The sequence below is a fragment of the Magnetospirillum sp. SS-4 genome, from assembly GCF_902729425.1.
GTDB lineage: Bacteria > Pseudomonadota > Alphaproteobacteria > Rhodospirillales > Magnetospirillaceae > Phaeospirillum.
In genome coordinates this window covers 236,576-262,730 of sequence record NZ_CACVCH010000001.1, presented here as the reverse complement: position 1 = coordinate 262,730, position 26,155 = coordinate 236,576, and the positions used below count along the sequence as shown (strand labels likewise).

The following is a 26,155-nucleotide window of genomic DNA, read 5'->3' as shown; positions in this document are numbered from 1 at the left end:
GCGGGCAACGCAGCCGGGGGCCAAAATCGACGTGTCCGTTCCGGCTGCGGAGAAAATGGCGGACTGGAGCGTCGAAACGCTCGTCCATAGCTCCACTATGCCCATCACGTTTCTCCTGCCATTCCGCCATTTTCTCCAGCAGCGCGTCTCGCGCCATTTATGAGTTTACGCCCTAGAAGCCGGCTACCGCGCCGTCCGACCGGGGATCGGCCGCGCCCTCGATCATGCCGTCGGCCCGCCGGCACAGGGCGCCGGCATGGCCCAGCAGCGAATTCCACTCCCCCACGTCCTCGACGGCGTGGCCGGCCTGGCGCAATTGCCCGATGATTCCGGCCCCCAGCCGGCTTTCCACCTGGACGCCACCCGCCCGCCCGCCGTCCGGCGCCCGGCCCAGCGCCCAGCGCGGCGCCGACACCGCCTGCTGCAACCCCTGGCCGAACAGGGCGGCGCGGGTGAAGATCTGCGCCTGGACGATGGGCTGGGCGTCGCCGCCCATGGTGCCGTAGACCATGGTGCGGCCGTCGCGCAGCCGCGCCAGTCCCGGCGACAGGGTATGAAGCGGCCGGCGGCGTGGTTCAAGGAAATTGCGGTGGTCCGGGTCCAGGCTGAACGAAGCCCCCCGGCAATGCCAGGTGACGCCGGTTTCGGCCAGGGTCACGCCCGAGCCGAAGGCGTGATGCAGGCTTTGGATCAGGCTGACGGCGCGGCCGTGGCCGTCGATCACCCCCAGCCAGACGGTATCGCCCGGATCGGCGGCGCCGCTTGCGGCCGAGGCGCGTTGGCGGTCGATGTCGCCGGCCAGCCGGTCCAGCATGCCGTCGGTCAGATAGGTGGTGGCGTGAACCGACATGCGGGCCGGGTCGCTGACATGGGCGTCGCGGATGCGCTGGGCGATCCTGGCCGATTCGATCAGGCCGTGGACATGGTCGAATCCCTCGGCCTCGGCCACTCCCAGCCGCTGGAACAGCCCCAGCAGGATCAGCGAGGCCAGGCCCTGGGTCGGCGGCGCGGTGTTGAACAAGGTGGCGCCGGGCAGGCCCAGCGACAGTGGCCGGCGGCGCATGCCGCGATGCCGGGCCAGATCCTCGGCGCGCAGGGGGCTGCCGGCCTCGGCCAGTCCGGCGGCGATGGACCGCCCCACCTCGCCGCGATAGAAATCGTCGAGCCCGACGGCGGCGAGGCGTTCCAGCGTCGCCGCCAGGGCCGGCCGGGTCATGACCGCGCCGGGCTGGGGCGGCTTGCGCCGGCTCAGGAAGTGATCGGCGAAGCCTGGCTGGCCTTTCAGCGCCGCCAGGCCGCGCCCGGTCGCCTGGGCCTGATGGCGGCTGACGGCGAAGCCGTCGCGGGCGGCGGCGATTGCGTCCGCGAACAACCGGGCCAGCGGCAGCCGCCCCCCCCAGTGGGCGGAAACATCCAGGGCCAGCTGCCAGCTTGAAACCGCGCCGGCCACCGTGTTGGCGGCCAGCGGACCCCGGGTCGGAACGGCGGCCATGTCCCGGTACAGCGCCGCGTCCACCCTGGCCCCGGCGGCGCCGGAGCCGTCGATGGACAGCGGCGGCTTGCCCGGCTCGGCGATCAGCCAGAAGGCGTCGCCGCCCAGGCCGGTCATGTGGGGATAGACCACCGTCAGGGCGGCGGCGGCGGCGATGGCCGCCTCGATGGCGGTGCCGCCGTCGCGCAGCACCGCCAGCCCCGCCTGGGAGGCGAGGTGATGGGGAGAGGTGACCATGCCTCGGCGGGCCATGGGGGAATGCAGCATCTCGCGGCGATCCTTGAACGACCAGGGGGGATTGTTGCGAAATTGCCGGCCGCCGTCCAGTGGGGGCAAGCCGCCGCCCTTTCCGCCGGGCCAAAAAAAACGGCAGGCCCCCATCGCTGGGCGGCCTGCCGGAGGGTCGGCGATGTCTCCTACAGCATGCCCAGCGTCCGGGGCAGCCACAGGGAGATTTCCGGGACATAGGTAATCAGCATCAGGAAGGCCAGCATGGTCAGCAGCCAGGGCGCCGCCGCCTTGGTGGTGTCGGTCATTCCCAGTTTGGATATGCCGCTGGCCACGTAGAGGTTGAGGCCGACCGGCGGCGTTATCATGCCGATTTCCATGTTGACGGTGACCATGATGCCGAAATGGACCGGATCGATTCCCAGCTTCATGGCGACCGGGAACAGGATCGGCGCCAGGATCAGGATGATCGACGACGGCTCCATGAAATTGCCGGCGACCAGCAGCAGGATGTTGACCACGATCAGGAAGCCGATCACGCCCATGTCCTTGGCGACGATCCAGTCGGCGATGGCGTGGGGGATGTTCTCGTTGGTGAGCAGGAACGAGAACAGTACCGCGTTGGTGATGATGTAGAGCAGCATCGCCGCCATGTTGGCCGAGGACAGCAGCACCTTGGGCACGCCCCGGAGCGGCATGTCCTTGTAGACGAACACCGCGATGATGAAGGCGTAGACCGCGCTCATCGCCGCCGCCTCGGTGGCGGTGAAGATGCCGGCGTAGATGCCGCCGATGACGATGACGATCAGCAGCAGCCCCCAGATCGCCTCGCGGAAGGTGCGGATGCGTTCGCGCCAACTGGCGGGCTTCAGGCGCGGATAGTTGTTGCGGAAGGCGATGAACCAGGTGGTGCCGCCCAGGGCGATGGCCAGCAGCAGGCCGGGAATCACGCCGGCGATGAACAGGGCGCCGATCGAGCTGTTGGTGGTGACGGCGTACATCACCATGACGATGGAGGGCGGGATCAGGATGCCGAGACCGCCGGCCGACGCCACCACGCCGGTGCCGAACTTCATTGGAAAGCCGTGCTTGGCCATGGCCGGGATCATGATCGAGCCGATGGCCACCACCGTGGCGGGGCTGGAGCCCGACACGGCGGCGAACAGGGCGCAGGCCAGAACGGCGCCGAGACCGAGACCGCCGTGCCAATGCCCGACCATGGCGGTGGCGAAGTTGATCATGCGCTTGGCGACGCCGCCATGGGTCAGGAAGTTGCCGGCCAGGATGAAGAACGGGATCGCCATGATCTCGAATTTCTCGATGCCGGTGAACAGCTTGAGCGCCACCGCCTCAATCGGCACCTGGGTCATGGTGAATAGGAAGGTCAGAACCGTGAGGCCCAGCGAGATGGAAACGGGCATGCCGGTCAGCATCAGCGCCAACAGCAGGCCGAAGATGATGGCGGCGCTCATTGCCCGTTCTCCTTGTCCTTGCGGCCTTCGTGGTGGGCGATGTCCTTGGGATGCATGTCGCCGTCGCTGGCGAACCAGTTGATGTCCTGGCCGGCGCGCTGCGGGTCGGCCTGATCCTCTTCCAGGCCCTCGACGTGGCCATGGTCGTGGTGCGGCAGCTCGCCGGTGCGGACGAAGGCGGCGCAGACTTGCAGGAAGCGGAAGCACATCAGGGCGGACCCGAACGGGATGGCGCTGTAGACGATCCAGGTCGGCCATTCCAGGTCGGGGGTCACCGGTCCCTCGAAGAGGTCGCCGGTGGGGATGCCGAACGAGGTGTAGATGGCGTACTGGGCGCCGTTCTCCCAGACGAAGTGGCCGCCGAGGGCGCTGATGATGCCGGTGAAGCCGGCGCCGGCCAGCAGGCCGAAGATGATGAACTTGCCGCGCAATCCGGGCTGCATGCGGTTGATGGCCACGTCGACGCCCACGTGGATGCCGGTGCGCACGCCATAGGCGGCGCCGAACTTGGCCATCCATACGAACATGATGATGCACAGCTCCTGGGCCCAGCCGAAATCCAGATGTCCGACCATGTCGTACAGGAAGGATACGCCGGAGGCGTAGCGATGGACGACGGCGACGAAGATGATGACCGTCGCCAGTCCCATGAGGATGGTGACAAGCCACTCCTCGAGGTGGTCAAGGATTTTCAGCATGGGGCCCCCCGATGCGGCCGATTAGGGTGAAGAGGCCCGCGTGGGCGCTTCGCCGGGCGAAGGCGTCCACGCGGGCCGGAGAGGACTGGCTAGTTCTTGAAGCCGAACTTGGCCGATTCCTTGTAGAAAGCGTCGATCAGGTCCTTGCCGACCCGCTTTTCCATGTCCTGGTGGACCGGCAGCAGGGCCTTGCGCCAGGCGGCGGCCTCGTCGGCGGTCAGGGTGTAGAACTCGGTCTTGCCGGCGGCCTTCATGGCCTTCAGCGCGTCGTCGTTCTCGGTCTGGGCGATGGAATTGGCGAAGGCGGTCGCCTCGTTCATGGCGCCTTCCAGGGTGGCGCGGATGTCGGCCGGCAGGCCTTCCCAGAACTTCTTGTTCACGATGACGGCGTAGCCGAGATAGCCGTGGTTGGAGATGGTGGCGTGCTTCTGCACTTCATGCATCTTCTGGGTGAACATGTTGGACGGCGGGTTCTCGGTGCCGTCGACCACGCCGGTCTGCAACGCCTGATAGACTTCCGAGAAGGCCATCACCTGCGGCAGGGCGCCCAGCGCCCGCATCTGGGCGTCCAGCACCTTGGAGGACTGGATGCGCATCTTGACGCCCTTGAAGTCGTCGGGGGTCTTCAGCGGCTTGTTGGCGCTCATGATCTTGAAGCCGTTGTCCCAATAGGCCAGGCCGATGATGCCCTTGGTCTCCAGCTTCTTCAGCATGCCGCGGCCGACGCCGCCTTCGGTGACGGAGCGCAGCACGTCCTTGGACGGGAAGATGAAGGGCAGGTCGAAGACCTCGAATTCCTTGACGCCCAGCGGGCCGAACTTGGCCAGGCTCGGGGCCAGCATCTGGACGGCGCCCAGTTGCAGGGCCTCCATCTCCTCCTTGTCCTTGTAGAGCTGGCTGCTGGGATAGACCTCGACCTTGACCTTGCCCTTGGTGCGTTCCTCGGCCAGCTTCTTGAAGAACTCGGCTCCCTTGCCCTTGGGCGTGTCGGGGGCCACCACATGGCTGAACTTGATGACGATCGGTGCCTGCTGCGCCATGGCGGAACCGGTCATCATGACGGCGGCGGCGAATCCGGCGATGAAAGTGCCCAATTTCATAGTGGTTTCCTCCCAGGAATTTCGTATTAGGCTATGGTTGGAGACTACATCGAAACTTGTCGCGGCGACCATTGCGGTAATCCACAATCGGTCCGTCCGGGAGCCATGGACCACCGATGACCTCTTTTTCGCCGCTGCGCAGTCGCGACGCCATCCAGGTCATGCCGCTGCTCGCCATGGGCATGGTGGTGATGCTGCTGGGGGTGCTGCTGTGGCTGCTGCATCGCAACGAGGTGGAGGACGAGACCCGCTCCCTGATCCAGGACGTGCTGTGGGTCGAGCAGAACCTGCATTTCAACCTGACCTCCAACGCCGAGAAGCTGCGCCATCTGGCCGACCTGCTGGGGCGCGAGGGACTGGAATCCGGGGCGTTCCCGCTTCAGGCCGGGACCATGATCGCCAATGCCCCGGAGATCGAGCGCATCATCGTGCGCGACGCCGGCGGAACCGTCCTTCGGACCTCGCCCCCGGCCGAGGGCCAGGACGGCGGCGTCGATCCGGTCTGGCACGACACCTTCACCCTGGCCCGAACCATCGGCCATCCGGTCTACGGACCGCCCTTCCTGCTGGATGGACGCGGCAGCGTCTTCGAGACCCATGTGCCGATCTTCGTCTCCGGCAGATTCGCCGGAACCGTCGCCGGAATATTCTCCCTGGACGACATGCTGACCCATCATGTGCCGTGGTGGTTCACCCAGACCTACCGCCTGGAGGTGATCGACGGCAACGGAACCGTGCTCGCGGCCAAGGCCCAGGTGCCGACCACCGGAGGCGGGCTCAGCTATCAGGTCCGTTTCGAGCCGCCCGGCCAGGGGCTGCAACTGCTCGCCACCGTCCACCGCGTCAACCCCCATCTGGCCCGCAACGTCCTGGCGGCCGCCATCCTGGCGCTGGCCCTGTCGGCGGTGTGGAGCCTGTGGGCGCTGCGCCGCCACGTCATGCGACGCCAGCAGGCCGAACAGGCGCTGAGAACCGAACACGCCTTCCGCAAGGCCATGGAGGATTCGCTGACCGTCGGCATGCGGGCCCGCGACCTTCAGGGACGCATCACCTATGTCAATCCGGCGTTCTGCCGCATGGTGGGATGGTCGGCCGACGAACTGGTGGGGGCGATGCCGCCCATGCCGTACTGGGTGCCGGAGGATATCGAGCGGACCCTGGCCCTGCATCAGGCGGTGCTGCGCGGCGACGCGCCGCCCGACGGGTTCGAGATCGTGTTCCGGCGCAAGGACGGCGAACGCTTCCACGCCCTGATCTACGAGGCGCCGCTGATCGATTCCGACGGCCGCCATACCGGCTGGATGGCCTCGGTCCTCGACATCACCGAGCGCAAGCACTCGGAAGAGATGGCGCGCCAGCAGCAGGACAAGCTGCAACGCACCGCCCGGCTGATCACCATGGGCGAGATGGCCTCGACCCTGGCCCACGAATTGAACCAGCCGCTGTCGGCCATCGCCAGCTACGCCACCGGCTGCCTCAACCGTCTGGCCGCCGGCGATGTCGACGCCGCCGAGCTGACCCCCCCCATCGCCAAGCTGGGCGAGCAGGCGCGCCGTGCCGGCAAGATCATCCGCCGCATCCACGATTTCGTGCGCAAGAGCGAGCCCGCGGCGGTCAATTGCGCCCTCAACGACGTGGTCGAGGGCGCCGTCGGCTTCCTGGAGGCCGAGGCCCGCAAGCGCTGCATCCACGTCGATCTTGACCTGGACAATCCATCGCCGCGGGTGATGGCCGACCGCATCCTGATCGAGCAGGTGGTGCTGAACCTGACCCGCAACGCCATGGAGGCCATGGGGCAATCGCCCCGGCCCGAACGGATATTGTCCGTCCGGGTCTCCGCCGAGGACGGGCAGGCGCTGGTCCGCATCGCCGATACCGGCTGCGGCATTCCGCCGGAGGTGGCCGACAGCCTGTTCACCCCGTTCTTCAGCACCAAGGAGGATGGCATGGGCATGGGCCTGAACATCTGCCGCTCCATCATCGAATCCCATCGGGGGCGGTTGTGGTTCGAGCCCAATCCCGACGGCGGCAGCGCCTTTCTGTTCACCTTGCCGGAGAAGCGGCCATGAGTTCAGGGGTGGTCTACATCGTCGATGACGACGAGGCGATCCGGGACGCGCTGGCCTGGCTGTTCCAGTCGCGCGGCGTGACGGTCGAGACCTTCGCCTCGGCCGAGACCTTCCTGGCGGGCTGGTCGGCGCAGCGATGCGGCTGTCTGGTGCTGGACATCCGCATGGACGGCATGACCGGCCCCGAACTGTTCGACCGGCTGCTGGATCTGGGGTCGTGTCTGCCGGTGATCTTCCTGACCGGCCATGGCGATGTTCCCATGGCGGTTTCCGCCATGAAGAAGGGGGCGCGGGACTTCATCGAGAAACCCTTCAACGACAACGACCTGGTCGACAAGGTGATCGAGGCCCTGATCTGGGACAGCGCCCGGCGCGAGAGCGACGCCGGCGCCGCCTCGGTGGCCGCCCGCCTGGACAGCCTGACCCAGCGCGAGCGTCAGGTGATGGATCTGGTTCTGGCCGGCCGGCTGAACAAGGTCATCGCCGACGATCTGGGCATCACCATGCGGACGGTCGAGGTCCATCGCGCCCATGTGTTCGAGAAGATGGGGGTGAGAACCGCGGTGGAGCTGGCCACCATGCTGTCGCGGACCCGCTGATGCCGCTCCGTGGCTCCCTGCCGTCCGGGGTGGCGCTGACCCTCGCCTATGTGCTGCTGGAGGGGTTGGAGCACATCCCCCATCACCTGCCGCACAACGTGGCCCCCTGGGACCCGTCGTCCGGCATCGCCCTTGCCGCGCTGCTGCTGGGCGGCTGGCGGTTCTCGGCGGTGGTGATCCTGGGCGAGGCCGGCGCCTCGCTGGTGTTCGGCGCTCATTCCCCCACCCTCGCCGAGGCGGTGGTGGAAGCGGCGCTGGTGCTGGCCTGCTGGGGAACGGCGGCGGCCTTCCTGCGCCGCAGCATCGACATCCGGCTGGGCGGCCTGTACGACCTGTTCATCCTGATCGTCGTCGTCGCCCTGACCGCCCTGGTCCATGGCATGGCCCAGGTGGTGGTGATCTGGGGAAGCAATCCTCCCCCGATCGCCCAGATTCACCCCATCGTCGCCCGCTCCTGGATCGGCGACGTGATCGGGGTGATGGTGGTGGCGCCGGCCTTGCTGGCTCTGCGCGTTCCGTCCGGACGGCTGCCGTCGCGACGGCTGGTCGAGACCGGCCTGCTGACGGTGGTGACGGCGGTGGTGCTGTGGCTCAATGTCGGCCGCATGTCGGCCGGCGGGCTCCAACTGTTCTTCCTGCTGTTCCTGCCGGGCATCTGGGTCGCCACCCGGTTCGGCCTGATCGGCGCCATCGCCATCAATGTGGTGATGCACTCGGTCATCGCCGCCGCCTTCGCGCTGGTGGTGAGCAGCGTGGATTCCGTCACCGCCTATCAGTTCCGCATGCTGTCCCTGACCCTGTCGACCCTGTTCCTGGGAGCGGCGGTCAGCGGACGGCGCCATGCCGAGGACAGGCTGCGCGAGCATCTCGACCGCCAGACCCGCTATGCCCGCCTGTCCACCGTCGGCGAGATGGCGGCGGCGCTGGCGCACGAGTTGAACCAGCCCCTGGCCGCCACCATTTCCTACACCCGCGCCGCCCGGCGGCTGATGGCCCGGCCCGACGGCGATCCCGACAAGGTCCGGGCCGCCCTGGATGGTGCCGCCGCCCAGGCCGAGCGCGCCGGCATGATCATCCGGACCCTGCGGGAATTCATCGGCCGGGGGGAGCTCCATCCCCGTCCCTGTCCGCCGTCGGAGCTGATGGGCGAGGCGGCGACCCTGATGCGCCGGGAATGCGGCCGGGCCGGTATTTCCCTGGACATCGTGGTGGAACGGGGGCTGCCCAGGGTCCTGGCCGATTCCGTCCAGGTCCAGCAGGTTCTGGTCAATCTGATCCGCAACGCCGTCGAGGCACTGGCGGCCGCGCCCTCCGCCCCGTCCTTCGGCGAGATTCGGCTGGCCGCCCGCCGGATGGGACCGGATCAGGTGGAGATCGAGGTGTCGGACAATGGCCCCGGCATGCCGGATGAACAGCGCGACAGGCTGTTCCAGCCGTTTTCCACCACCAAGGCCGAAGGCATGGGCTTGGGGCTTTCAATCAGCCGTACTATTATCGAGGCGCATGGGGGAACTCTGCGGTTGGCCGCCAACGGCCCCGGCGGATGTTCGTTCCGGTTCACGCTGCCGGTGGCGGCGCAAGGGCGACAGGACGAGGAGCAGGCATGACCGACGGGACGGTTTACGTCATCGACGACGACATGGGCGTGCGGGATTCCCTGATCATGCTGCTGGATGCCGCCGGGATGAGCGCCGTCGCCCACGCCGACGCCGAATCGTTCCTGGCCCGGGTGGAAAGCCACCGGGCGGAGCCGGGATGCATCGTCGCCGACGTCCGCATGCCGGGCATGGGCGGGCTCCGCCTGCTGCGCCATCTCCAGGACAAGGGGTTCGAGATGCCGGTGGTGGTGATCACCGGCCACGCCGATGTTCCCATGGCGGTGCAGGCCCTCAAGGAAGGCGCCGCCGACTTCATCGAAAAGCCGTTCGACGACGAACTGTTCCTCCGCAGCGTGCGCTGTGCCCTCGATCATGGCCGCAGGGCCTATCTGGAACGCTGCCGCCGCGCCGACATCCAGTCCCGCTTCGTCACCCTGACCCCCAGGGAACGCGAGGTCATGATGCTGGTGGTCCAGGGACTGCCCAACAAGGCCGCCGCCGTGGAACTTGGCATCAGCGTGCGGACGGTCGAAATCCACCGCGCCCGCGTCATGGAAAAGATGGCGGCCGACAGCCTGTCGGCGCTGGTCCGCATGGCGCTCGATCTCGCCGACATGAATACGGGGCTGCTTCCGGTTCCGGCCTGACCGGGCGTTCTACTCGATCAGGCGGCGGTCGCGCTCGAAGCGAAGCCGCACATCGATGCCGCGACGGGCCAGCAGGCGGTGAAGCAGCACCGTCACCACCACCCCCAGCCAGGCCCCCATCACCGCGTCCGACAGGAAATGGACCGTGGTCAGCACCCGCGAGGCGGCCACCAGCACGGCCACCAGCATGAACAGGGCGTCATAGCGGGGAAACACCAGCATCAGGGCGGTCATGGCGGCGAAGGCGGCCTGGGTGTGGCCGGACGGGAACGAGTTGGTGAGATAGCCGTGGGTAAGCGGAGCAAAGCCGTAGATCCCGTCCTCGAACAGGGCGCGGGGGCGATAGCGTCCCAGCCCGTTCTTGAGGGCGAGATTGATCAGGCCGGACACCGCCACCGACAGGAAGACGAAGGCGGGAATCCAGGCGGCGCGGCCGAGGCGCGTCCGTATCTCCAGCAGCGGCGCCGCCCGCCACGCCAGCATGATGGCGATCCACAGCAGGCCGGACGGCACCAGCCACAGGCCGGCCAGCCCAAGATGGGTGACGGTCTTGAGAAAACCCTCGAACTCGCCGCCCACCTGGGTCTTCAGCCACAGGGCCAGCGGCCGGTCCAGCCCGACATAGCCCAGGACGATCAGGACGGCGGCATAGACCGTCATCCAGGTCAGCGGCCGGCGGATTGTGCGTGCCCACTGGCGGGCCAGGCCTCCGCGGAATCCGGTGCTGCGCCGCCAGTATTCCGCCACGCGGCCGGCGCCGCGTTCCCAGGCCACGACGGCGTTGTCCAGCGGGCTCACTTCTCTTCCTTGCCTTCCACCGCGTAGGCGGTCAGCGTCACCTTCTTGCCGCGGGAATAGTTGAAGCCCTTGACCAGACCCACCACCACCGGCCGGATCGAATTGGCGGCGGCATGGGCGAAGAACGCCTGTTCCTCGCGGTCGGCCACCAGCACCAGGGCGGCGGGGCCGTTCTTCAGGTGATTGGCTGCGTTGGGGCCGCTGGTCAGCACCGTGTCGGTGCCCAGCAGGAACACCAGGCTGGGTTCGGCATAGCCGGCCACCACCACGGCGCCGCGATGGGGGCGCTGGGCCACCAGCTCGGCGGCGGCGCGGCTGATGAACAGGGCGTCGAGCTGGGGCATCACCCCGGCGAACACCACCTGGAAAGCGGTGACCGCCGTCACCGTCAGGGCCATGACGGCGGGGCGCAGGCGTTCCTTCACCGCCAGCCACGCCGCCAGCAGGCCCGTGCCGGCGATGGCCAGGGCGGATGGAATGCTGATCAGCGCGAAGCCGGGACCGAATTGCTGCGGCGCGATCACCACCGCCGCCGCCAGCGCCAGCGCCACCAGCGACCACAGGCCGTACCAGATCTTGGCGCCGCGTCCGAACAGGCTGGGAGCGGCGCCGACCACCGCCGCCGCCATCAGCAGGGTGAGGGCGGGAAAGGTCGGCAACACGTAGTGGGGCAATTTGGTCGGCACGATCTCGAACATCAGCCAGGCCGGGACGATCCAGGCGAGGCAGAAGCGGACCTGCGGCCGCAGGCGTTCACGCCAGGCCGCCGTCAGGGCTGGCCACAGCAGCAGCGAACCCGGCCACAAGGTGACCGCCGCCAGCAGCAGATAGGTGCCGGGCCAGCCGCCGTGGCTTTCATGGGCTCCCAGCAGCTTGGGCAGCAGGTCGGCCTTGACCGCCTCGCCGACGAAGGCGCCGCCCGTGGCCTGGGAAATGGCCACGAACCATGGCGCGGCGATGGCGGCGGCGACCGCGATTCCGGTCATGGGACGCAGCCCGACCAGCCATGCCGCCCGCCTGTCGGCGATCAGCAGGGCGGCGATGGTCAGCAAGGTGACGGCGGGAATCACCGGTCCCTTGACCAGGATGGACAGGCCGATGGCGATCCAGAATACCAGGGCGACCAGCGGGCCGGGCGTCGCCGCCTCGCCCCGGGACGCCATGTAGAAACGGCCCAGCGCGCCCTGGGCGGCGACGGCGCAGGCCAGCAGCAGGGCGTCGGTCTTGGCCTGATGCGCCTCGGCCACCAGGATCAGGCAGGAGGCCAGCAGGGCGGCGCCCGCAAGGGCGGTCTCGCGCCCGAACAGGAAGCGGCCGAAGGCGAAGGTCATCAGCACCGCCGCCCAGGCCGACAGTGCCGATGGCAGGCGGTAGGGCCATATCTCGGTGCTGGCCTTGTCCGAGAACAGGCTGACGCTGGCGGCTTGCAGCCAGTAGGCCCCCACCGGCTTCTTGGCCCGCATCTCCTGCTGGAACTGGATGCGGACGAAATCACCGGTTTCCAGCATCTGGCGGGTGGCCTGGACGAAGCGGGATTCGTCGCGGTCCAGCGGCGGAACCGTCGCCAGCCCCGGCAGATAGAGGAACAGGCACAGCAAGGTCAGAAGGAGATAAGGGCGCCAGCCCAGGGTCAAACGATCCACGTCCCGGTCTTTCCGCGCTGGTGATAAAATCGAGGCGGCATCAACAGCACGAAGATGCCCCCGTGGTCAAGGCCGTCAGGCGATGGAGGCCGCCACCGCCCTCAGCGCCGCCAGGAACGCCTCGGGGGCGCCGGCGACCTGGACGCCGCGCTGCCCGCCGTTGAGGAATACCCGTTCCAGCGTCAGGGCGTCCCGCTCCATCACGGTGGGAACGCTCCGCTTCTGGCCGAACGGCGATATGCCGCCGATACGATAGCCGGTCAGGCGCTCGGCGTCGGCGGGCTTCATCATTTCGGCCGACTTGCCCTTCAGCGCCGCAGCCAGCCGCTTCATCGACACCTCGCGGTCCGAGGGGATCACGGCGCAGACCGGCTTGCCGTCCAGCAGGATCATCAGGGTCTTCAGCACGATGCCGGGGGAAACCCCCAGGCTTTCGGCGGCATGCAGTCCGACCCGCCCGGCGCTGGGATCGTAGGCGTAGGTATGGACCTCATAGGCAACGCCGGCCCGGTCCAGCGCCTGGGTGGCGCGGGTCGTTCTCGACATGGCTCAGCCGCAGCCGCAGCTTCCCGCCGCCTTGCCCGAGCCGCAGCCGCCGGATTTTGGCGGTGGCGCCTTGGAGAGGGCCGGGTCGCGCGACAGGCCGGCCGCCGCCATCTCCTCCAGGTATTCCGCCCAGACGGCGTCCTGTTGCTCGCCCAGGGCATGGAGATAGTCCCAGGTGTAGATTCCGGAATCGTGCAGGTCGTCGAAGACCAGCTTGACGGCGTAATTGCCCACCGGCTCGACGCCGATGATGCCGACGTGCATGCGGCCGGCCACCAGCTTCTTCTCGCTGGGGCTGTGGCCCTGCACCTCAGCCGAGGGGCTTTCCACCCGCAGCAGCTCGGCGGGCAGGACGAAGGTCTTGCCGTCGGAGAACCGCACCGTCAGGGTGCGGGCGGCCTTGTCGACCTTGATTTCCTCGGGCCAGGGCTTTTCGGTGATGGTCATGCCTTGTCCTCCAGCGAGCGGGCCTCGTCGGCCAGCATGATGGGAATGCCGTCGCGGATGGGATAGGCCAGCCCGGCCTTGTCGTCGATCAGCTCCTGGGCGGCGGCGTCGTAGCGCAACGGCGCATGGGTGCCGGGCGCCACCAGAATCTCCAGCAGCTTGGTGTCGAATGCGGCGGCGGCGCGCTCGGACATCGGACCCTCCTAATGGATGGAGGAACTGTGACACTCGGTCAGCAGCTCGCGTTGAATCATGGCGGTCATCAGCCGGCAGCGCTCGGCATGGCTGGGGACCTCCAGCAGGGCCTGCTTCTCGGCCGGCATGAACGGGCAGGCCATGGCGAGGCGGATCACCAGTTCCGAATCGGTGGCCTTGTCCAACTGGGCCAGATCGGTGGTCATGCCGAGTCCGGACAGATAGCTCCGGACGATGGCCAGCAGCGGCTGGCGCTCGACCGGTCCGGTGTCGCCGCCGGTGATGTCGTCGGCGAAGGGGGCGTAATCGGCCAGGACCCGGCGATAGCCGGAACGGCCGTCGGTCTCGCCATTGACGCGAAAGCGCGACAGCCCGGCGACGGTGATCAGATAGCGGCCGTCGCCGGTCTCGCCGAACGCGGTGATCCGGGCCAGGCAGCCGGTGTCGTACAGCCCGGGCGCCACCCCGGCCAGATCGTCCCGGGGCTGGACCAGGGCGAACAGCCGCCCGGCTCCCAGGGCGTCGTCGACCATGGCGAGATAGCGGGGTTCGAACACCATCAGTGGCATGGTGCCGCCGGGAAGCAGGATGGTTCCGGACAGGGCGAAGACCGGAAGTTCGGCCGGCAGGTCCTCGGCTTGGGCGCGCCGATTCATGGCCATCTGGACGATCCTCAGGAAAACAGCAGGGTCGACAGCCGCGAGCGCCCCGATTTCGCCAGCGGATGGGTGAAGCCCAGCGCCTCGAAGATCTTGACCAGCTGCTTGCGGGCGGCGTCGTCGTTCCAGGCGCGGTCGCGGCGGAACAGCTCCAGCAATTCGTCCACGGCCGCCTCGGGCTCGTTGCCGGCGTAATAGGCCATGGCGAGGTCGAAGCGGGCCTGATGATCGTCGGCGTTCTGGGCCAGCCGGCGGCGGAAATCGGCCGCCTCGCCAACCTCGCCGGCATGGCGGGCCAGTTCGATGGCGGTGCGCACCGCGGCGATGTCGGCGTGCCGGGCCATCTCGGGCGGCACCTGGGCCAGCATGGCTTCCGCCTGCCCGGTGTCGCCCAGGGCCATCAGGCAGCGCAGCAGGCCGGCCAGGGCGGCGGCGTTGTCTGGGTCATGCTGCAACACCTGCTGAAAGATGCCGGCGGCGGTCTGGGCGTCGCCCTCGGCCAGGATGGTCTTGGCCTCGGCGACGTAATCGTCCAGCGACGGCCCCGCCCCGGCGGTCAGGCGCTGGATGAACTGTTTCAGCTGGCTTTCGGGAACGGCGCCGGTGAAGGCGTCCACCGGCCGGCCGTCCTTGAAGGCGTAGACGGTGGGAACCGACTGGACCCGCAACTGGGCGGCCAGATCCTGGTTCTTGTCCACGTCGATCTTGACCATGCGCACGGCGCCCTTGGCGGCGAGGACCGCCTTTTCCAGGGCCGGCCCCAATTGCTTGCACGGGCCGCACCATGTCGCCCAGAAATCGACGATCACCGGCACCTTGCGGCTGGCCTCGATGACGTCGGCGACGAAGGTCGCGGTGCGGCCGTCCTTGATCAGGTCGGCGGCCGCGCTGCCCGCCGGGGGCTTGGCGCCGGCGTTGAAAGTCAGGTCCATGGCAGTCGCTCGTTTCCATTCAACACTCAGACCCGCAATAGATGGACCGTCCCCCGCCGGCTGGCAAGTGCAAAGCCCCGAAATCCGCCACGGAAACACCGCCTGGAACATCGTGCGAAAAAGTGCTTGCGTCGGTCGCGACTTTTCGTATTATCCGGGCCTCCGAACGCCGCAGGGCGGACGGAAACGCCGGATAGAGCGGGCGTAGCTCAGGGGTAGAGCACAACCTTGCCAAGGTTGGGGTCGAGGGTTCGAATCCCTTCGCCCGCTCCATCGGACCAAAGAAGCCAAAGCGTTACGAGACAGGCCGGACCCAGTGTCCGGCCTTTCGCTTTTCCGGGGAAGCCTGGGGGCTGTGGATGTCGGCCCCGGCCGACGTCACGTTTCCCCGTCCTTGTGGACGATGACCTTGCGCAGGCGGCGCACTCCCAGCCATACCGCGCCGGCCACCACCGGCAGGCCGACCAGGGCCGCCAGATCGACGTTCACCGGCAGTCCGGCCGATTTCAGCCCCTTGGCCAGGGCGCCCAGCAGGCCCAGCAGATAATAGCTGATGGCCACCACCGACAGGCCCTCGACCGTTTCTTGCAACCGCAGCTGAAGCTCGGCGCGGCGGTTCATGGAATTGAGCAGGTCGCGGTTCTTTTCCTCCAGCGCGATATCGACGCGGGTGCGCAGCAGGTCGCCGGCCCGGGATACCCGCGTCGACAGCAATTGCTGGCGTTCCGAAACCGATTCGCAGGTCTTCATGGCTGGTCCCAGCCGGCGTTCGGCGAATTCGGCGATGGTCTGGATTCCGGGAATCCGGTCCTCGCGCAGTTCGGCGATGCGGGTGGTGACAATGGCGTGGTAGGCCTTGGCGGCCGACAGGCGGAAGCTGGTGGCGGCGTCCAGATGCTCGGCCTCGGCGGCGAGACGGGTCAGATGCTCCAGCAATTCCCGGTCGTTCTGGCTGACGGCCGGGTCGGCCAGTTGGGTGACGATGCCGCCCAGGTCGCGGTCGACGCGGCCGATTTCGCCGGCCGCCTTCCGCGCCAGGGGAAAGGCCAGCAGCGCCATCATGCGGTAGGTCTCGATTTCCAGCAGCCGCTGGACCAGTCGTCCGGTCTGGCCCCGCGTCAGCCCCAGGTCGCGCACCGCGAAACGGCCGAAACCGTCGGCGTGCAGGCGGAAATCGGTCCAGGCCTCGCCGGCCCCGCCCAGCACGCGCGAACCGATCAGGGGGTTGCCGTCGAACAGCGGCCCGAGGTCGTCCGGCAGGTCGCCGGCCACCGCGACGTGGACGCCGGTCAGCAATTCGCCCGGCAGGCTCTCCAGCCAGTCGGCGGGCAGCAGGTCCAGGGCTCCGGCCGCGAACGGGGTTTCGAACGGATCGAAGCGCAGCGCGGTGTAGGTGGAGAATTCCGAATGCCGTTCCCAGCGCAGGCGCAGGCCGCCCAGGTCGCGGACGAGATAGGCGGCGCCATCGCCCGGCGGTTCGGCACCGTGGCCGGCCAGCAGGACGGCGAGATGGGCGCGCTCGTCGTCCGGCGAGGCTCCGACCTGCGCCAGATGCGAGGCCCGCACCGGAGCGCTCAGCGTTTCATAGGGGCGCGCATGAACCTCGCCGGCCAGGGCGCGGCGCTGGGAATGTTCGCGAAAGCCGATGGTGCGGATTGGCGCGGCCTCGATCATTGCCCATATGTCTCCGATGAGAGATGCTGGAATCTACACTGTCCGGCGTGATGCCGCCACCTTGCCGCAGGAGCCCCCATGCCCCATTCCGCCATGGCCCACGAGCTGTTTTTCGACCGCGCCGGTCTCGACGAGGCCGCGGTCCGCCGTCTGGTGGAGGACGCCCTGGCCGGAGCCGAGGATGGCGAACTGTTCCTGGAATACCGGCAGTCCGAGACCGTGGTCCTCGACGACCGCCAGATCAAGAGCGCCAGCTTCGATACCGCCCAGGGCTTCGGCCTGCGCGCCGTGATGGGCGAGGCCCACGCCTACGCCCACGCCACCGAACTGACGCCGGAGGCCATCCGCCGCGCCGGAGAGACGGTGAGGGCCGTCAGGGGCGGCCGCTCGGGCCACCTGGCCCAGGGGCCGCACCGGCTGGCCCGGCCGCTCTATACCTCGCTCAATCCGCTGGGGCTGGTGCCGTTCGAGGACAAGGTCAGGCTGCTGGAAGAGATCGACGCCCACGCCCGCGCCAGGGACCCGCGCGTCCGTCAGGTTTCGGCCTCGCTGTCGGGGGCGTGGCAGGCAGTCTGCATCATCCGTCCCGACGGCATGCTGGCCGCCGACATCCGTCCGATGGTGCGGCTCAACGTCAGCGTGGTGCTGGCCGAGGGCGAGCGCATGGAAACCGGCGGCCATGGACTGGGCGGGCGCATCACCTATGGTGGCGTCATGGCGCCGGCCGACTGGCGCCATGCGGTGGACGAGGCGTTGCGCCAGGCCGAGGTCAACCTGGCCTCGATTCCGGCTCCGGCCGGCGAGATGACCGTGGTGCTGGGGCCGGGCTGGCCCGGCGTGATGCTGCACGAGGCGGTTGGGCACGGGCTGGAGGGGGATTTCAACCGCAAGCTCACCTCCGCCTTCGCCGGCAAGATCGGCCAGCGGGTCGCCGCCCCCGGCGTCACCGTGATCGACGACGGCACCCTTCCGGACCGGCGCGGCTCCATTTCCATCGACGACGAGGGCACGCCCTCGTCGCGCACCGTTCTGATCGAGGACGGCATCCTGGTGGGTTATCTGCAAGACCGCATGAACGCCCGGCTGATGGGGGTGGCGCCCACCGGCAACGGTCGCCGGCAATCCTATGCCCACGCCCCGATTCCACGCATGACCAACACCTTCATGCTGGCCGGCGGCAAGGACCCGGGCGAGATCATCGCCTCGGTCGGGAAGGGGATCTACGCCGTGAATTTCGGCGGGGGCCAGGTGGACATCACCAGCGGCAAGTTCGTGTTCTCCGCCTCCGAGGCCTATCTGATCGAGAATGGCCGCATCGGTCCGGCGGTCAAGGGCGCCACCCTGATCGGCAACGGCCCCGACGCGATGACCCGCGTCTCCATGATCGGCAACGACCTGGAACTCGATCCCGGCATCGGCACCTGCGGCAAGGACGGCCAGGGGGTGCCGGTGGGGGTCGGCCAGCCGACGCTGCGCATGGACGGCCTGACGGTGGGCGGCACGGCGACATAGGCCGCCGGCGGCGTCAGCGCCGTTCCCGCCGACGGGGCCGCTTGGCCGACGGGGGCGGGTCCAGTCCCAATTCGACCGCGTCGAGCCGTCGCAGTTCGTCCCTGAGGCGGGCTGCCTCCTCGAATTCCAGGTCGGCGGCGGCGGCTTTCATGCGCTTTTCCAGGTCGGCCTTGACCTGGGCCAGGTTCTTGCCCACCGCGTGGCTGTCGCCATCGGCGGCGACGGTGACGTAGTCCTGCTCGTAGACGCTGTGCATGACGTCGGTGATCGACTTGCGGACGCTTTCCGGGGTGATGCCGTGGGCCTGGTTGTAGGCCTGCTGCTTTTCGCGGCGGCGATTGGTCTCGGAAATGGCGTAGTCCAGCGAGGCGGTCATCTTGTCGGCATAGAGGATGACGCGGCCGTCCACGTTGCGGGCGGCGCGGCCGATGGTCTGGACCAGCGAGGTCTTCGAGCGCAGGAAGCCTTCCTTGTCGGCGTCCAGGATGGCGACAAGGGCGCATTCGGGGATGTCGAGGCCTTCGCGCAGCAGGTTGATGCCCACCAGCACGTCGAAGGCGCCCAGGCGCAGGTCGCGGATGATCTCGATGCGTTCCAGGGTGTCGATGTCGGAATGCAGGTATCGCACCCGGATGCCGGCCTCGTGCAGGTACTCGGTCAGGTCCTCGGACATGCGCTTGGTCAGGGTGGTGACCAGGGTGCGGTATCCCTGGCGCGACACATGGCGGACCTCGGCCAGCAGGTCGTCGACCTGACGTTCCACCGGCCGCACCACGCAGACCGGGTCCACCAGCCCGGTCGGGCGGATGACCTGCTCGGTGAAGACGCCGCCGGTGCGTTCCATCTCCCACGGGCCGGGGGTGGCCGAGACGTGGACGGTCTGCGGCCGCATCAGCTCCCATTCCTCGAACTTCAGCGGCCGGTTGTCGACGCAGGACGGCAGGCGGAAGCCGTATTCGGCCAGAACGCTCTTTCTATTGAAGTCGCCCCGGTACATGCCGCCGATCTGGGGCACGGTGACGTGGCTTTCGTCGACGATCAGCAGTGCGTCCTCGGGCAGGTACTCGAACAGGGTCGGAGGCGGCTCGCCCGGCCGGCGGCCGGTAAGGTAGCGGGAATAGTTCTCGATGGACTTGCAGTGGCCGGTGGTCTCCAGCATTTCCAGGTCGAAGGCGGTGCGCTGGTCCAGGCGCTGGGCCTCCAGCAGCTTGCCCTCGGCGTTGAAGCGCTCCAGCGTCTCCCTCAGTTCCGCCTTGATGCCCTTGATGGCCTGGGTGATGGTCGGGCGCGGCGTGACGTAATGGCTGCTGGGATAGACGGTGACCTCGGCCAGCGAACAGGTCTTCTCGCCGGTCAGCGGGTCGAACTCGCTGATGGATTCGATTTCGTCGCCGAACAGCGACAGCCGCCAGGCGCGGTCCTCGTAATGGACCGGAAAGATGTCGACCGCGTCGCCCTTGACCCGGAAGGCGCCGCGCTCGAAGGCGGCGTCGTTCCGGGTGTATTGCAGTTCCACCAGCCGCTTCAGCAGGTCGGATCGCTCGATGCGTTCCCCCACCTTCAGCGGAATGGTCATGCGGGCGTAGGATTCCACCGAACCGATGCCGTAGATGCACGAGACCGACGCCACCAGGATGACGTCGCGCCGTTCCAACAAGGCGCGGGTGGCGGCGTGGCGCATGCGGTCGATCTGCTCGTTGATCGCCGAGTCCTTCTCTATGTAGGTGTCGGTGCGCGGGACATAGGCCTCGGGCTGGTAATAATCGTAATACGAGACAAAGTATTCCACGGCGTTGTTGGGGAAAAAACCCTTCATCTCGGAATAAAGCTGCGCCGCCAGGGTCTTGTTGGGGGCCAGTACCAGGGTCGGACGCCTGGTGCGGGCGATGACGTGGGCCATGGTGAAGGTCTTGCCCGATCCGGTGACCCCCAGCAGCACCTGATCGCGCTCTCCCGCCTCCACTCCCGCCGACAGCGCGTCGATGGCCTGGGGCTGGTCGCCGGCCGGGCGGTAGTCGGAGACGATCTCGAACGTCGCCTCGCCCTGGGGCAAGGACGGGCGTTCCATGAAGTCGAAGGGCGGCGGACGGGTCATGGGCGGGAGTATAGAGGAAGGCGTGGCCGCGCGGGAGCCGCTGATTGATCCGTCCGGTCGTCGCGTGTCTTTGTCCCGGTGTCGTTGACATCATGAAGAGACCGTCATATTGTGCATTGCAATACCGAATTACGTCTGGCAATGCCGATTAATTCCGTTGTCGGATCAGAGACTTGAGGGACGCATGAAAATCCTGGTCGCGGTCAAGCGGGTGATTGACTACAACGTCAAGATCCGGGTCAAGGCCGACAATTCCGGCGTCGAGACGCAGAACGTGAAGTTCAGCATGAACCCGTTCGACGAGATCGCGGTGGAAGAGGCTGTGCGGCTGAAGGAAGCCGGCAAGGCCGCCGAGATCGTGGTGGTGTCGGTTGGTCCGGCGGCGGCGTCGGAGACCTTGCGCACCGCGCTGGCCATGGGGGCGGATCGTGGCATCCTGGTGCAATCCGACGACGAGGTGCAGCCGCTGGCGGTGGCCAAGCTGCTGAAGGCGCTGGTGGAGAGGGAAGCCCCCGGCCTGATCATCCTGGGCAAGCAGGCGATCGACGACGATTCCAACCAGACCGGCCAGATGCTGGCGGCGCTGCTGGGCCGGCCGCAGGGCACGTTCGCCTCCAAGGTCGAGATCGGCGCCGACGCGGCGACGGTGACCCGCGAGGTCGATGGCGGCCTCGAGACGGTAAGCCTCACGCTGCCGGCGGTGGTGACCACCGATTTGCGCCTGAACGAGCCGCGCTATGCCAGCCTGCCCAACATCATGAAGGCCAAGAAGAAGCCGATCGACACCATGAGCCCGGCCGATCTGGGAATCGACGTGTCGGCCCGGCTGGTGACGCTGAAGGTGGAGGAACCGCCCAAGCGCAAGGCCGGCATCAAGGTGCCCGACGTGGCCACCCTGGTGGACAAGCTGCGCAATGAAGCGAAGGTGATTTAAGCGTTAATGAGCCACAGATGAACACAGGTAAACACAGATGAAAAAGAGGAGTGATCGCGCCTTCGGCGCATGAATATCCTTAATCTGCGTTTATCTGTGGCCTGGATCAAAACTGAGAAGGACATCCGAACCATGACCATTCTGGTTCTGGCAGAACACGAGGGCAGCGCGCTCAAGGCCGCCACGCTCAACACCGTCGCCGCCGCTCAAAAGATCGGCGGCGACGTCCATGTGCTGGTGGCCGGTTCCGGCGTCGGCGGGGTGGCCGAGGCCGCCTCGAACATCGCCGGCGTGGCCAAGGTTCTGGTGGCCGACGCCGCCCTCTACGCCCACCATCTGGCCGAGCCGCTGGCCGACCTGATCGTCGGCCTCGCCACGGGCTATTCCCACATCCTGGCGCCCGCCACCACCACCGGCAAGAACGTGGCGCCGCGCGTCGCCGCCCTGCTGGACGTGGCGCAGATTTCCGAGATCACCGCCGTGGTCGCGGCCGACACCTTCGTGCGGCCGATCTATGCCGGCAACGCGCTCGCCACCGTGCAGAGCAAGGACGCGGTCAAGGTGATCACGGTGCGCGCCACCGGCTTTGAGGCCGCCGCCGCGACCGGCGGTTCGGCGTCGATCGAGGCCGTCGCCGCCGGCAATGATGCCGGCCTGTCCGCCTTCGTCGGCCAGCAATTGTCCAAGTCCGAGCGTCCCGAGCTGACCTCTGCCCGTGTCATCGTCTCGGGCGGACGCGGCATGCAGTCGGGCGACAACTTCCACCTGCTGGACGCGGTCGCCGACAAGCTGGGCGCCGCCGTCGGCGCCTCGCGCGCCGCCGTCGACGCCGGCTTCGTGCCCAACGACTTCCAGGTCGGCCAGACCGGCAAGATCGTCGCCCCCGACCTCTACATCGCCGTCGGCATCTCGGGCGCCATCCAGCACCTCGCCGGCATGAAGGATTCCAAGGTCATCGTCGCCATCAACAAGGACGAGGAGGCCCCCATCTTCCAGGTGGCCGATTACGGACTCGTCGCCGATCTGTTCAAGGTGATTCCCGAACTCGTGGCCGAGCTCGGCAAGTAATATTCGTTTCAACGCTGCCAAAGCCCATCAATCGGGAGCCTTTCATGACTGCTATCCAGAAAATCGGTGTCATCGGCGCGGGCCAGATGGGGAGCGGCATCGCCCATGTCTGCGCCGCCTCGGGGTTTGATATCATCCTGCTCGACATCAGCGACGAGGCGCTGAAGCGCGGCCTTGGCGTCATCGACAAGAATCTCGGCCGCGCCGTTTCCAAGGGCAAGCTGTCCGAGGCCGACAAGGCCGCCACCCTGGGGCGTATCAAGCCGACCACCAGCTATGACGATTTCCGCGATTCCGATCTGGTGATCGAGGCCGCCACCGAGGACGAGAAGATCAAGAAGGCGATCTTCCAGCAGCTGTGCCCGGTCCTGAAGCCGGAATGCCACATCGCGTCCAACACCTCGTCGCTGTCCATCACCCGCCTGGGCGCCGCCACCGACCGTCCCGCCAAGTTCATGGGCATGCACTTCATGAACCCGGTGCCGGTGATGCAGCTGGTCGAACTGATCCGCGGCATCGCCACCAGCGAGGAGACCTTCAACCTCGTCCGCGACATGACCCTGAAGCTGAGCAAGAAGCCGGTCTCGGCCGAGGACTTCCCCGCCTTCATCGTCAACCGCATCCTGCTGCCGATGATCAACGAGGCGGTCTACACCCTGTACGAGGGCGTCGGCTCGGTGACCTGCATCGACACCGCCATGAAGCTGGGCGCCAACCATCCCATGGGACCGCTGGAACTGGCCGACTTCATCGGCCTCGACACCTGCCTGGCGGTGATGCAGGTGCTGCATGACGGCCTCGCCGATACCAAGTACCGCCCCTGCCCGCTGCTGGTGAAGTATGTGGAGGCCGGCTGGCTGGGCCGCAAGACCGGCCGCGGCTTCTACGACTACACCGGCGAGACCCCGGTTCCGACCCGCTGATCCGGGCATCCGGCCAAACGTCGAAGGGCGGAAGACCCCGGGGTCTTCCGCCCTTTTCGCTTGTCTGGGCATTGTCGCCGGAAAAATCCCCCCGGAATCGCTTCCGGGGGGATTCATGATGGGCGGCTACACGCTGACCGTTTCCGCCAGATCGCGGAACTCGGCGATCTGGTCGAAGTTCATGTAGCGGTAGATGTCGGTGGCCTTGGCCTTCAGGCTGCCGACCTGCTCCATGTATTCCGCCACCGTCGGGATCTTGCCCATCAGGGCGCAGACGGCGGCCAGCTCGGCCGAGCCGAGATAGACGTTGGTGTCGATGCCGAGACGGTTGGGGAAGTTGCGGGTGCTGGTCGACATGGCGGTCGAACCCTTGCGGATCTGGGCCTGATTGCCCATGCACAGCGAACAGCCGGGCATTTCCATGCGGGCGCCCGACTTGCCGAGGATGCTGTAATAGCCTTCCTCGTTCAGGATCATGGCGTCCATCTTGGTGGGCGGCGCGATCCACAGCCGGGTCGGGATGTCGGACTTGCCGTCCAGCACCTTGCCGGCGGCGCGGAAGTGGCCGATATTGGTCATGCAGGACCCGATGAAGACCTCGTCGATCTTGGCTCCCGCCACCTCGGACAGCAGCTTGACGTCGTCGGGATCGTTGGGGCAGGCGACGATGGGTTCCTTGATGTCGGCCAGGTCGATCTCGATCACGGCGGCGTATTCGGCGTCGGCGTCCGGGGCCAGCAGGTCGGGCTTATTGATCCAGGCCTCCATGGCCTTGATGCGGCGGCCCAGCGTGCGGGCATCCTGGTAGCCGCCGGCGATCATCCACTTCATCAAGGTGATGTTCGAACGCATGTACTCGATGATCGGCTCCTTGTTGAGCCGCACGGTGCAGCCGGCGGCCGAGCGCTCGGCCGAGGCGTCGGTCAGCTCGAACGCCTGCTCGACCTTCAGGTCAGGCAGTCCCTCGATCTCCAGGATGCGGCCGGAGAACACGTTCTTCTTGCCCTTCTTCTCGACCGTCAGCTGGCCGGAGCGGATGGCGTAGAGCGGAATGGCGTTGACCAGGTCGCGCAGGGTGACGCCGGGCTGCATGGCGCCCTTGAAGCGCACCAGCACCGATTCCGGCATGTCCAGCGGCATGACGCCGGTGGCGGCGGCGAACGCCACCAGACCCGAGCCGGCCGGGAACGAGATGCCGATAGGGAAGCGGGTGTGCGAATCGCCGCCGGTGCCGACGGTGTCGGGCAGCAGCAGGCGGTTCAGCCAGGAATGGATGACGCCGTCGCCGGGACGCAAGGCCACGCCGCCACGGGTCGAGATGAAGCCCGGCAGCTCGCGGTGGGTCTTGACGTCCACCAGCTTCGGATAGGCGGCGGTGTGGCAGAACGACTGCATCACCATGTCGGCGGAGAAGCCGAGGCAGGCGAGGTCCTTCAACTCGTCGCGGGTCATGGGGCCGGTGGTGTCCTGCGAGCCGACCGTGGTCATGCGGGGTTCGCAATAGGTGCCGGGGCGCATGCCCTTGCCTTCCGGCAGGCCGCAGGCGCGGCCGACCATCTTCTGGGCCAGCGAGAAGCCCTTGCCGGTGTCCCTGGGGACGGCCGGCAGGCGGAACAGGGTCGAGACCGGCAGCTTCAGGGCGTCCCGCGCCTTGGCGGTGAGGCCGCGGCCGATGATCAGTGGAATGCGGCCGCCGGCGCGCACTTCATCGAAGATCACCTCGGACTTGACGGTGAATTCGGCGATGACCTTGCCGTCCTTCAGCGCCTTGCCTTCGTAGGGACGCAGTTCGACCACGTCGCCCATGTTCATCTGGTTGACGTCGAGTTCGATCGGCAGGGCGCCGGCGTCTTCCATGGTGTTGTAGAAGATCGGGGCGATCTTGGTGCCCAGGCAGACGCCGCCGAAGCGCTTGTTCGGCACGAAGGGGATGTCCTCGCCGGTGAACCACAGCACCGAATTGGTCGCCGACTTGCGCGACGAGCCGGTGCCGACCACGTCGCCCACATAGGCCACCAGATGGCCCTTGGCCTTCAGCGCGTCGAGCTGCTTCAGCGGGCCGCGGGCGCCGGGTTCGTCGGCCTCGATGCCGGGGCGGGGATTCTTCAGCATGGCGAGGGCGTGCAGCGGGATGTCGGGGCGGCTCCAGGCGTCGGGGGCCGGCGACAGGTCGTCGGTGTTGGTCTCGCCGGTCACCTTGAAGATGGTGACGGTGAGGCTTTCCGGCACCGCCGGGCGCGAGGTGAACCACTCGGCGTCGGCCCAGGACTGCAACACCGCCTTGGCGTTGGCGTTGCCCGCGTCCGCCAGTTCCTTGACGTCGTGGAAGAAGTCGAACACCAGCAGGGTCTTCTTCAGTCCTTCGGCGGCGACGGAGCCGACCGTGGCGTCGGACAGCAGCTCGATCAGCGGCTTGACGTTGAAGCCGCCCAGCATGGTTCCCAGCAGTTCGGTCGCCGTCCCGCGCGAGATCAGGGCGCAGGATTCGGCGCCCTTGGCGACCTTGTCCAGGAATTCGGCCTTGATCTTGGCGGCGTCGTCGACGCCGGCGGGAACCCGATAGGTGATCAGATCGACGAGGGTCTGTTCCTCGCCCTTGGGCGGGTTCCGCAACAGGCCGACCAGTTGCTCGGTCTGCTGGGCGGACAGCGGCAGGGGCGGAATCCCGAGCGCGGCGCGCTCGGCGACATGCTGGCGATAGGCTTCAAGCACGGCGAAATCCTCTCGATCGATGTTATGGCCGGGGCGAAACCACGCCCGGGCCGGTCAGCCGGACACGCGACAACGGAGCGACCACGGGCCTTGCCCATGTCCCCCGATCCACCG

General features: G+C 67.5%; 22 protein-coding genes and 1 tRNA gene. 9 read left to right on the top strand and 14 right to left on the bottom strand.

All coding sequences use genetic code 11. From position 1 onward, the window contains the following. Nucleotides 1-172: 172 nt before the first annotated feature. From MTBSS4_RS01300 to MTBSS4_RS01285, 4 genes are all read right to left on the bottom strand, one after another. Nucleotides 173-1,759: a gamma-glutamyltransferase family protein gene (locus MTBSS4_RS01300; RefSeq protein ID WP_173981747.1), complete on the bottom strand. Its 1,587-nt coding sequence runs from the start codon at nt 1,757-1,759 to the stop codon at nt 173-175. 149 nt (nt 1,760-1,908) lie between these two features. Then, complete coding sequence (locus MTBSS4_RS01295) at nt 1,909-3,192, bottom strand: TRAP transporter large permease (RefSeq protein ID WP_173981571.1); 1,284 nt, start codon at nt 3,190-3,192, stop codon at nt 1,909-1,911. Next, nucleotides 3,189-3,890, bottom strand: a complete 702-nt coding sequence (locus MTBSS4_RS01290) for a TRAP transporter small permease (protein ID WP_173981570.1) — start codon at nt 3,888-3,890, stop codon at nt 3,189-3,191. Before MTBSS4_RS01290 ends, MTBSS4_RS01295 begins: the two co-directional genes overlap by 4 nt. An 89-nt stretch (nt 3,891-3,979) precedes the next feature. Continuing rightward, nucleotides 3,980-4,990, bottom strand: a complete 1,011-nt coding sequence (locus MTBSS4_RS01285; protein ID WP_173981569.1) for a TRAP transporter substrate-binding protein — start codon at nt 4,988-4,990, stop codon at nt 3,980-3,982. A gap of 116 nt (nt 4,991-5,106) precedes the next feature. Here MTBSS4_RS01285 and MTBSS4_RS01280 point away from each other — a divergent pair, with 116 nt between their 5' ends. The 4 genes from MTBSS4_RS01280 to MTBSS4_RS01265 are packed head-to-tail and all read left to right on the top strand — an operon-like array spanning nt 5,107 to nt 9,903. Next, nucleotides 5,107-7,059 (top strand): PAS domain S-box protein, encoded by a 1,953-nt coding sequence (locus tag MTBSS4_RS01280; protein ID WP_173981568.1) that lies wholly within the window; start codon nt 5,107-5,109, stop codon nt 7,057-7,059. Next, nucleotides 7,056-7,658, top strand: coding sequence for a response regulator transcription factor (locus tag MTBSS4_RS01275; RefSeq protein WP_173981567.1), 603 nt, complete (start codon nt 7,056-7,058; stop codon nt 7,656-7,658). Before MTBSS4_RS01280 ends, MTBSS4_RS01275 begins: the two co-directional genes overlap by 4 nt. Beyond that, on the top strand, nt 7,658-9,265 hold the full coding sequence (locus MTBSS4_RS01270; RefSeq protein WP_173981566.1) for an ATP-binding protein: 1,608 nt from the start codon (nt 7,658-7,660) through the stop codon (nt 9,263-9,265). The genes MTBSS4_RS01275 and MTBSS4_RS01270 overlap by 1 nt, the downstream gene beginning before the upstream one ends. Next, nucleotides 9,262-9,903: a response regulator transcription factor gene (locus tag MTBSS4_RS01265; RefSeq protein WP_173981565.1), complete on the top strand. Its 642-nt coding sequence runs from the start codon at nt 9,262-9,264 to the stop codon at nt 9,901-9,903. Before MTBSS4_RS01270 ends, MTBSS4_RS01265 begins: the two co-directional genes overlap by 4 nt. Nucleotides 9,904-9,912: 9 nt before the next feature. Here MTBSS4_RS01265 and MTBSS4_RS01260 read toward each other — a convergent pair whose 3' ends face one another. The 7 genes from MTBSS4_RS01260 to trxA form a co-directional block, all read right to left on the bottom strand. Next, nucleotides 9,913-10,701 (bottom strand): phosphatase PAP2 family protein, encoded by a 789-nt coding sequence (locus MTBSS4_RS01260; protein WP_173981564.1) that lies wholly within the window; start codon nt 10,699-10,701, stop codon nt 9,913-9,915. Further along, on the bottom strand, nt 10,698-12,344 hold the full coding sequence (locus MTBSS4_RS01255; RefSeq protein WP_173981563.1) for a glycosyltransferase family 39 protein: 1,647 nt from the start codon (nt 12,342-12,344) through the stop codon (nt 10,698-10,700). Before MTBSS4_RS01255 ends, MTBSS4_RS01260 begins: the two co-directional genes overlap by 4 nt. A 75-nt stretch (nt 12,345-12,419) precedes the next feature. Beyond that, complete coding sequence (gene ybaK / locus MTBSS4_RS01250; protein WP_173981562.1) at nt 12,420-12,890, bottom strand: Cys-tRNA(Pro) deacylase; 471 nt, start codon at nt 12,888-12,890, stop codon at nt 12,420-12,422. Between the two features lie 3 nt (nt 12,891-12,893). Beyond that, nucleotides 12,894-13,337, bottom strand: coding sequence for a gamma-butyrobetaine hydroxylase-like domain-containing protein (locus MTBSS4_RS01245; RefSeq protein ID WP_173981561.1), 444 nt, complete (start codon nt 13,335-13,337; stop codon nt 12,894-12,896). Further along, nucleotides 13,334-13,531 carry a Trm112 family protein gene (locus MTBSS4_RS01240; protein ID WP_173981560.1) on the bottom strand — a complete coding sequence of 66 codons (198 nt, stop codon included), beginning with the start codon at nt 13,529-13,531 and terminating at the stop codon, nt 13,334-13,336. The genes MTBSS4_RS01245 and MTBSS4_RS01240 overlap by 4 nt, the downstream gene beginning before the upstream one ends. Nucleotides 13,532-13,540: 9 nt before the next feature. Continuing rightward, nucleotides 13,541-14,194, bottom strand: coding sequence for an LON peptidase substrate-binding domain-containing protein (locus MTBSS4_RS01235; RefSeq protein WP_173981559.1), 654 nt, complete (start codon nt 14,192-14,194; stop codon nt 13,541-13,543). 11 nt (nt 14,195-14,205) lie between these two features. After that, a complete protein-coding gene (gene trxA, locus MTBSS4_RS01230; RefSeq protein WP_173981558.1) occupies nt 14,206-15,123 on the bottom strand; it encodes a thioredoxin in 918 nt (305 codons plus the stop codon). 198 nt (nt 15,124-15,321) lie between these two features. On the opposite strand from trxA, the gene MTBSS4_RS01225 reads away from it, so the two are divergent. After that, a tRNA-Gly gene (locus tag MTBSS4_RS01225) sits at nt 15,322-15,396 on the top strand. Nucleotides 15,397-15,501: 105 nt separating this feature from the next. On the opposite strand, the gene MTBSS4_RS01220 is transcribed toward MTBSS4_RS01225, so the two are convergent. Then, complete coding sequence (locus tag MTBSS4_RS01220) at nt 15,502-16,797, bottom strand: DUF3422 family protein (protein ID WP_173981557.1); 1,296 nt, start codon at nt 16,795-16,797, stop codon at nt 15,502-15,504. 78 nt (nt 16,798-16,875) lie between these two features. On the opposite strand from MTBSS4_RS01220, the gene tldD reads away from it, so the two are divergent. Continuing rightward, nucleotides 16,876-18,309, top strand: a complete 1,434-nt coding sequence (gene tldD / locus MTBSS4_RS01215; protein ID WP_173981556.1) for a metalloprotease TldD — start codon at nt 16,876-16,878, stop codon at nt 18,307-18,309. A gap of 13 nt (nt 18,310-18,322) precedes the next feature. Here tldD and uvrB read toward each other — a convergent pair whose 3' ends face one another. Beyond that, entirely contained in the window at nt 18,323-20,377 is a 2,055-nt protein-coding gene (uvrB, locus tag MTBSS4_RS01210) for an excinuclease ABC subunit UvrB (RefSeq protein WP_254432332.1), read from the bottom strand. A gap of 211 nt (nt 20,378-20,588) precedes the next feature. On the opposite strand from uvrB, the gene MTBSS4_RS01205 reads away from it, so the two are divergent. The 3 genes from MTBSS4_RS01205 to MTBSS4_RS01195 all read left to right on the top strand — a co-directional run bounded on the left by MTBSS4_RS01205 (nt 20,589) and on the right by MTBSS4_RS01195 (nt 23,329). Then, complete coding sequence (locus MTBSS4_RS01205) at nt 20,589-21,338, top strand: electron transfer flavoprotein subunit beta/FixA family protein (protein WP_173981554.1); 750 nt, start codon at nt 20,589-20,591, stop codon at nt 21,336-21,338. A 132-nt stretch (nt 21,339-21,470) separates the two neighbouring features. After that, nucleotides 21,471-22,406 carry an electron transfer flavoprotein subunit alpha/FixB family protein gene (locus MTBSS4_RS01200; RefSeq protein ID WP_173981553.1) on the top strand — a complete coding sequence of 312 codons (936 nt, stop codon included), beginning with the start codon at nt 21,471-21,473 and terminating at the stop codon, nt 22,404-22,406. A gap of 44 nt (nt 22,407-22,450) precedes the next feature. Next, nucleotides 22,451-23,329 (top strand): 3-hydroxybutyryl-CoA dehydrogenase, encoded by an 879-nt coding sequence (locus MTBSS4_RS01195; RefSeq protein WP_173981552.1) that lies wholly within the window; start codon nt 22,451-22,453, stop codon nt 23,327-23,329. Nucleotides 23,330-23,455: 126 nt separating this feature from the next. Here the strand turns inward: MTBSS4_RS01195 and acnB are convergent, their stop codons facing one another. Continuing rightward, the gene (acnB, locus tag MTBSS4_RS01190) at nt 23,456-26,041 is read right to left on the bottom strand and encodes a bifunctional aconitate hydratase 2/2-methylisocitrate dehydratase (protein WP_173981551.1); all 2,586 of its coding nucleotides are present in this window, start codon (nt 26,039-26,041) and stop codon (nt 23,456-23,458) included. Between the last annotated feature and the right edge of the window lie 114 nt (nt 26,042-26,155).

Excerpts from the sequence above, each read along its gene's own strand:
- MTBSS4_RS01200 (WP_173981553.1), top strand. The coding sequence starts at position 21,471 with ATGACCATTCTGGTTCTGGCAGAACACGAGGGCAGCGCGCTCAAGGCC.
- MTBSS4_RS01235 (WP_173981559.1), bottom strand. The coding sequence starts at position 14,194 with ATGGCCATGAATCGGCGCGCCCAAGCCGAGGACCTGCCGGCCGAACTT.
- MTBSS4_RS01285 (WP_173981569.1), bottom strand. The coding sequence starts at position 4,990 with ATGAAATTGGGCACTTTCATCGCCGGATTCGCCGCCGCCGTCATGATG.
- MTBSS4_RS01205 (WP_173981554.1), top strand. The coding sequence starts at position 20,589 with ATGAAAATCCTGGTCGCGGTCAAGCGGGTGATTGACTACAACGTCAAG.
- MTBSS4_RS01265 (WP_173981565.1), top strand. The coding sequence starts at position 9,262 with ATGACCGACGGGACGGTTTACGTCATCGACGACGACATGGGCGTGCGG.
- tldD (WP_173981556.1), top strand. The coding sequence starts at position 16,876 with ATGCCCCATTCCGCCATGGCCCACGAGCTGTTTTTCGACCGCGCCGGT.
- uvrB (WP_254432332.1), bottom strand. The coding sequence starts at position 20,377 with ATGGAACGCCCGTCCTTGCCCCAGGGCGAGGCGACGTTCGAGATCGTC.
- MTBSS4_RS01300 (WP_173981747.1), bottom strand. The coding sequence starts at position 1,759 with ATGCTGCATTCCCCCATGGCCCGCCGAGGCATGGTCACCTCTCCCCAT.
- MTBSS4_RS01270 (WP_173981566.1), top strand. The coding sequence starts at position 7,658 with ATGCCGCTCCGTGGCTCCCTGCCGTCCGGGGTGGCGCTGACCCTCGCC.
- MTBSS4_RS01275 (WP_173981567.1), top strand. The coding sequence starts at position 7,056 with ATGAGTTCAGGGGTGGTCTACATCGTCGATGACGACGAGGCGATCCGG.
- MTBSS4_RS01245 (WP_173981561.1), bottom strand. The coding sequence starts at position 13,337 with ATGACCATCACCGAAAAGCCCTGGCCCGAGGAAATCAAGGTCGACAAG.
- MTBSS4_RS01240 (WP_173981560.1), bottom strand. The coding sequence starts at position 13,531 with ATGTCCGAGCGCGCCGCCGCCGCATTCGACACCAAGCTGCTGGAGATT.
- MTBSS4_RS01295 (WP_173981571.1), bottom strand. The coding sequence starts at position 3,192 with ATGAGCGCCGCCATCATCTTCGGCCTGCTGTTGGCGCTGATGCTGACC.
- MTBSS4_RS01290 (WP_173981570.1), bottom strand. The coding sequence starts at position 3,890 with ATGCTGAAAATCCTTGACCACCTCGAGGAGTGGCTTGTCACCATCCTC.
- trxA (WP_173981558.1), bottom strand. The coding sequence starts at position 15,123 with ATGGACCTGACTTTCAACGCCGGCGCCAAGCCCCCGGCGGGCAGCGCG.
- MTBSS4_RS01220 (WP_173981557.1), bottom strand. The coding sequence starts at position 16,797 with ATGATCGAGGCCGCGCCAATCCGCACCATCGGCTTTCGCGAACATTCC.
- MTBSS4_RS01280 (WP_173981568.1), top strand. The coding sequence starts at position 5,107 with ATGACCTCTTTTTCGCCGCTGCGCAGTCGCGACGCCATCCAGGTCATG.
- MTBSS4_RS01195 (WP_173981552.1), top strand. The coding sequence starts at position 22,451 with ATGACTGCTATCCAGAAAATCGGTGTCATCGGCGCGGGCCAGATGGGG.
- ybaK (WP_173981562.1), bottom strand. The coding sequence starts at position 12,890 with ATGTCGAGAACGACCCGCGCCACCCAGGCGCTGGACCGGGCCGGCGTT.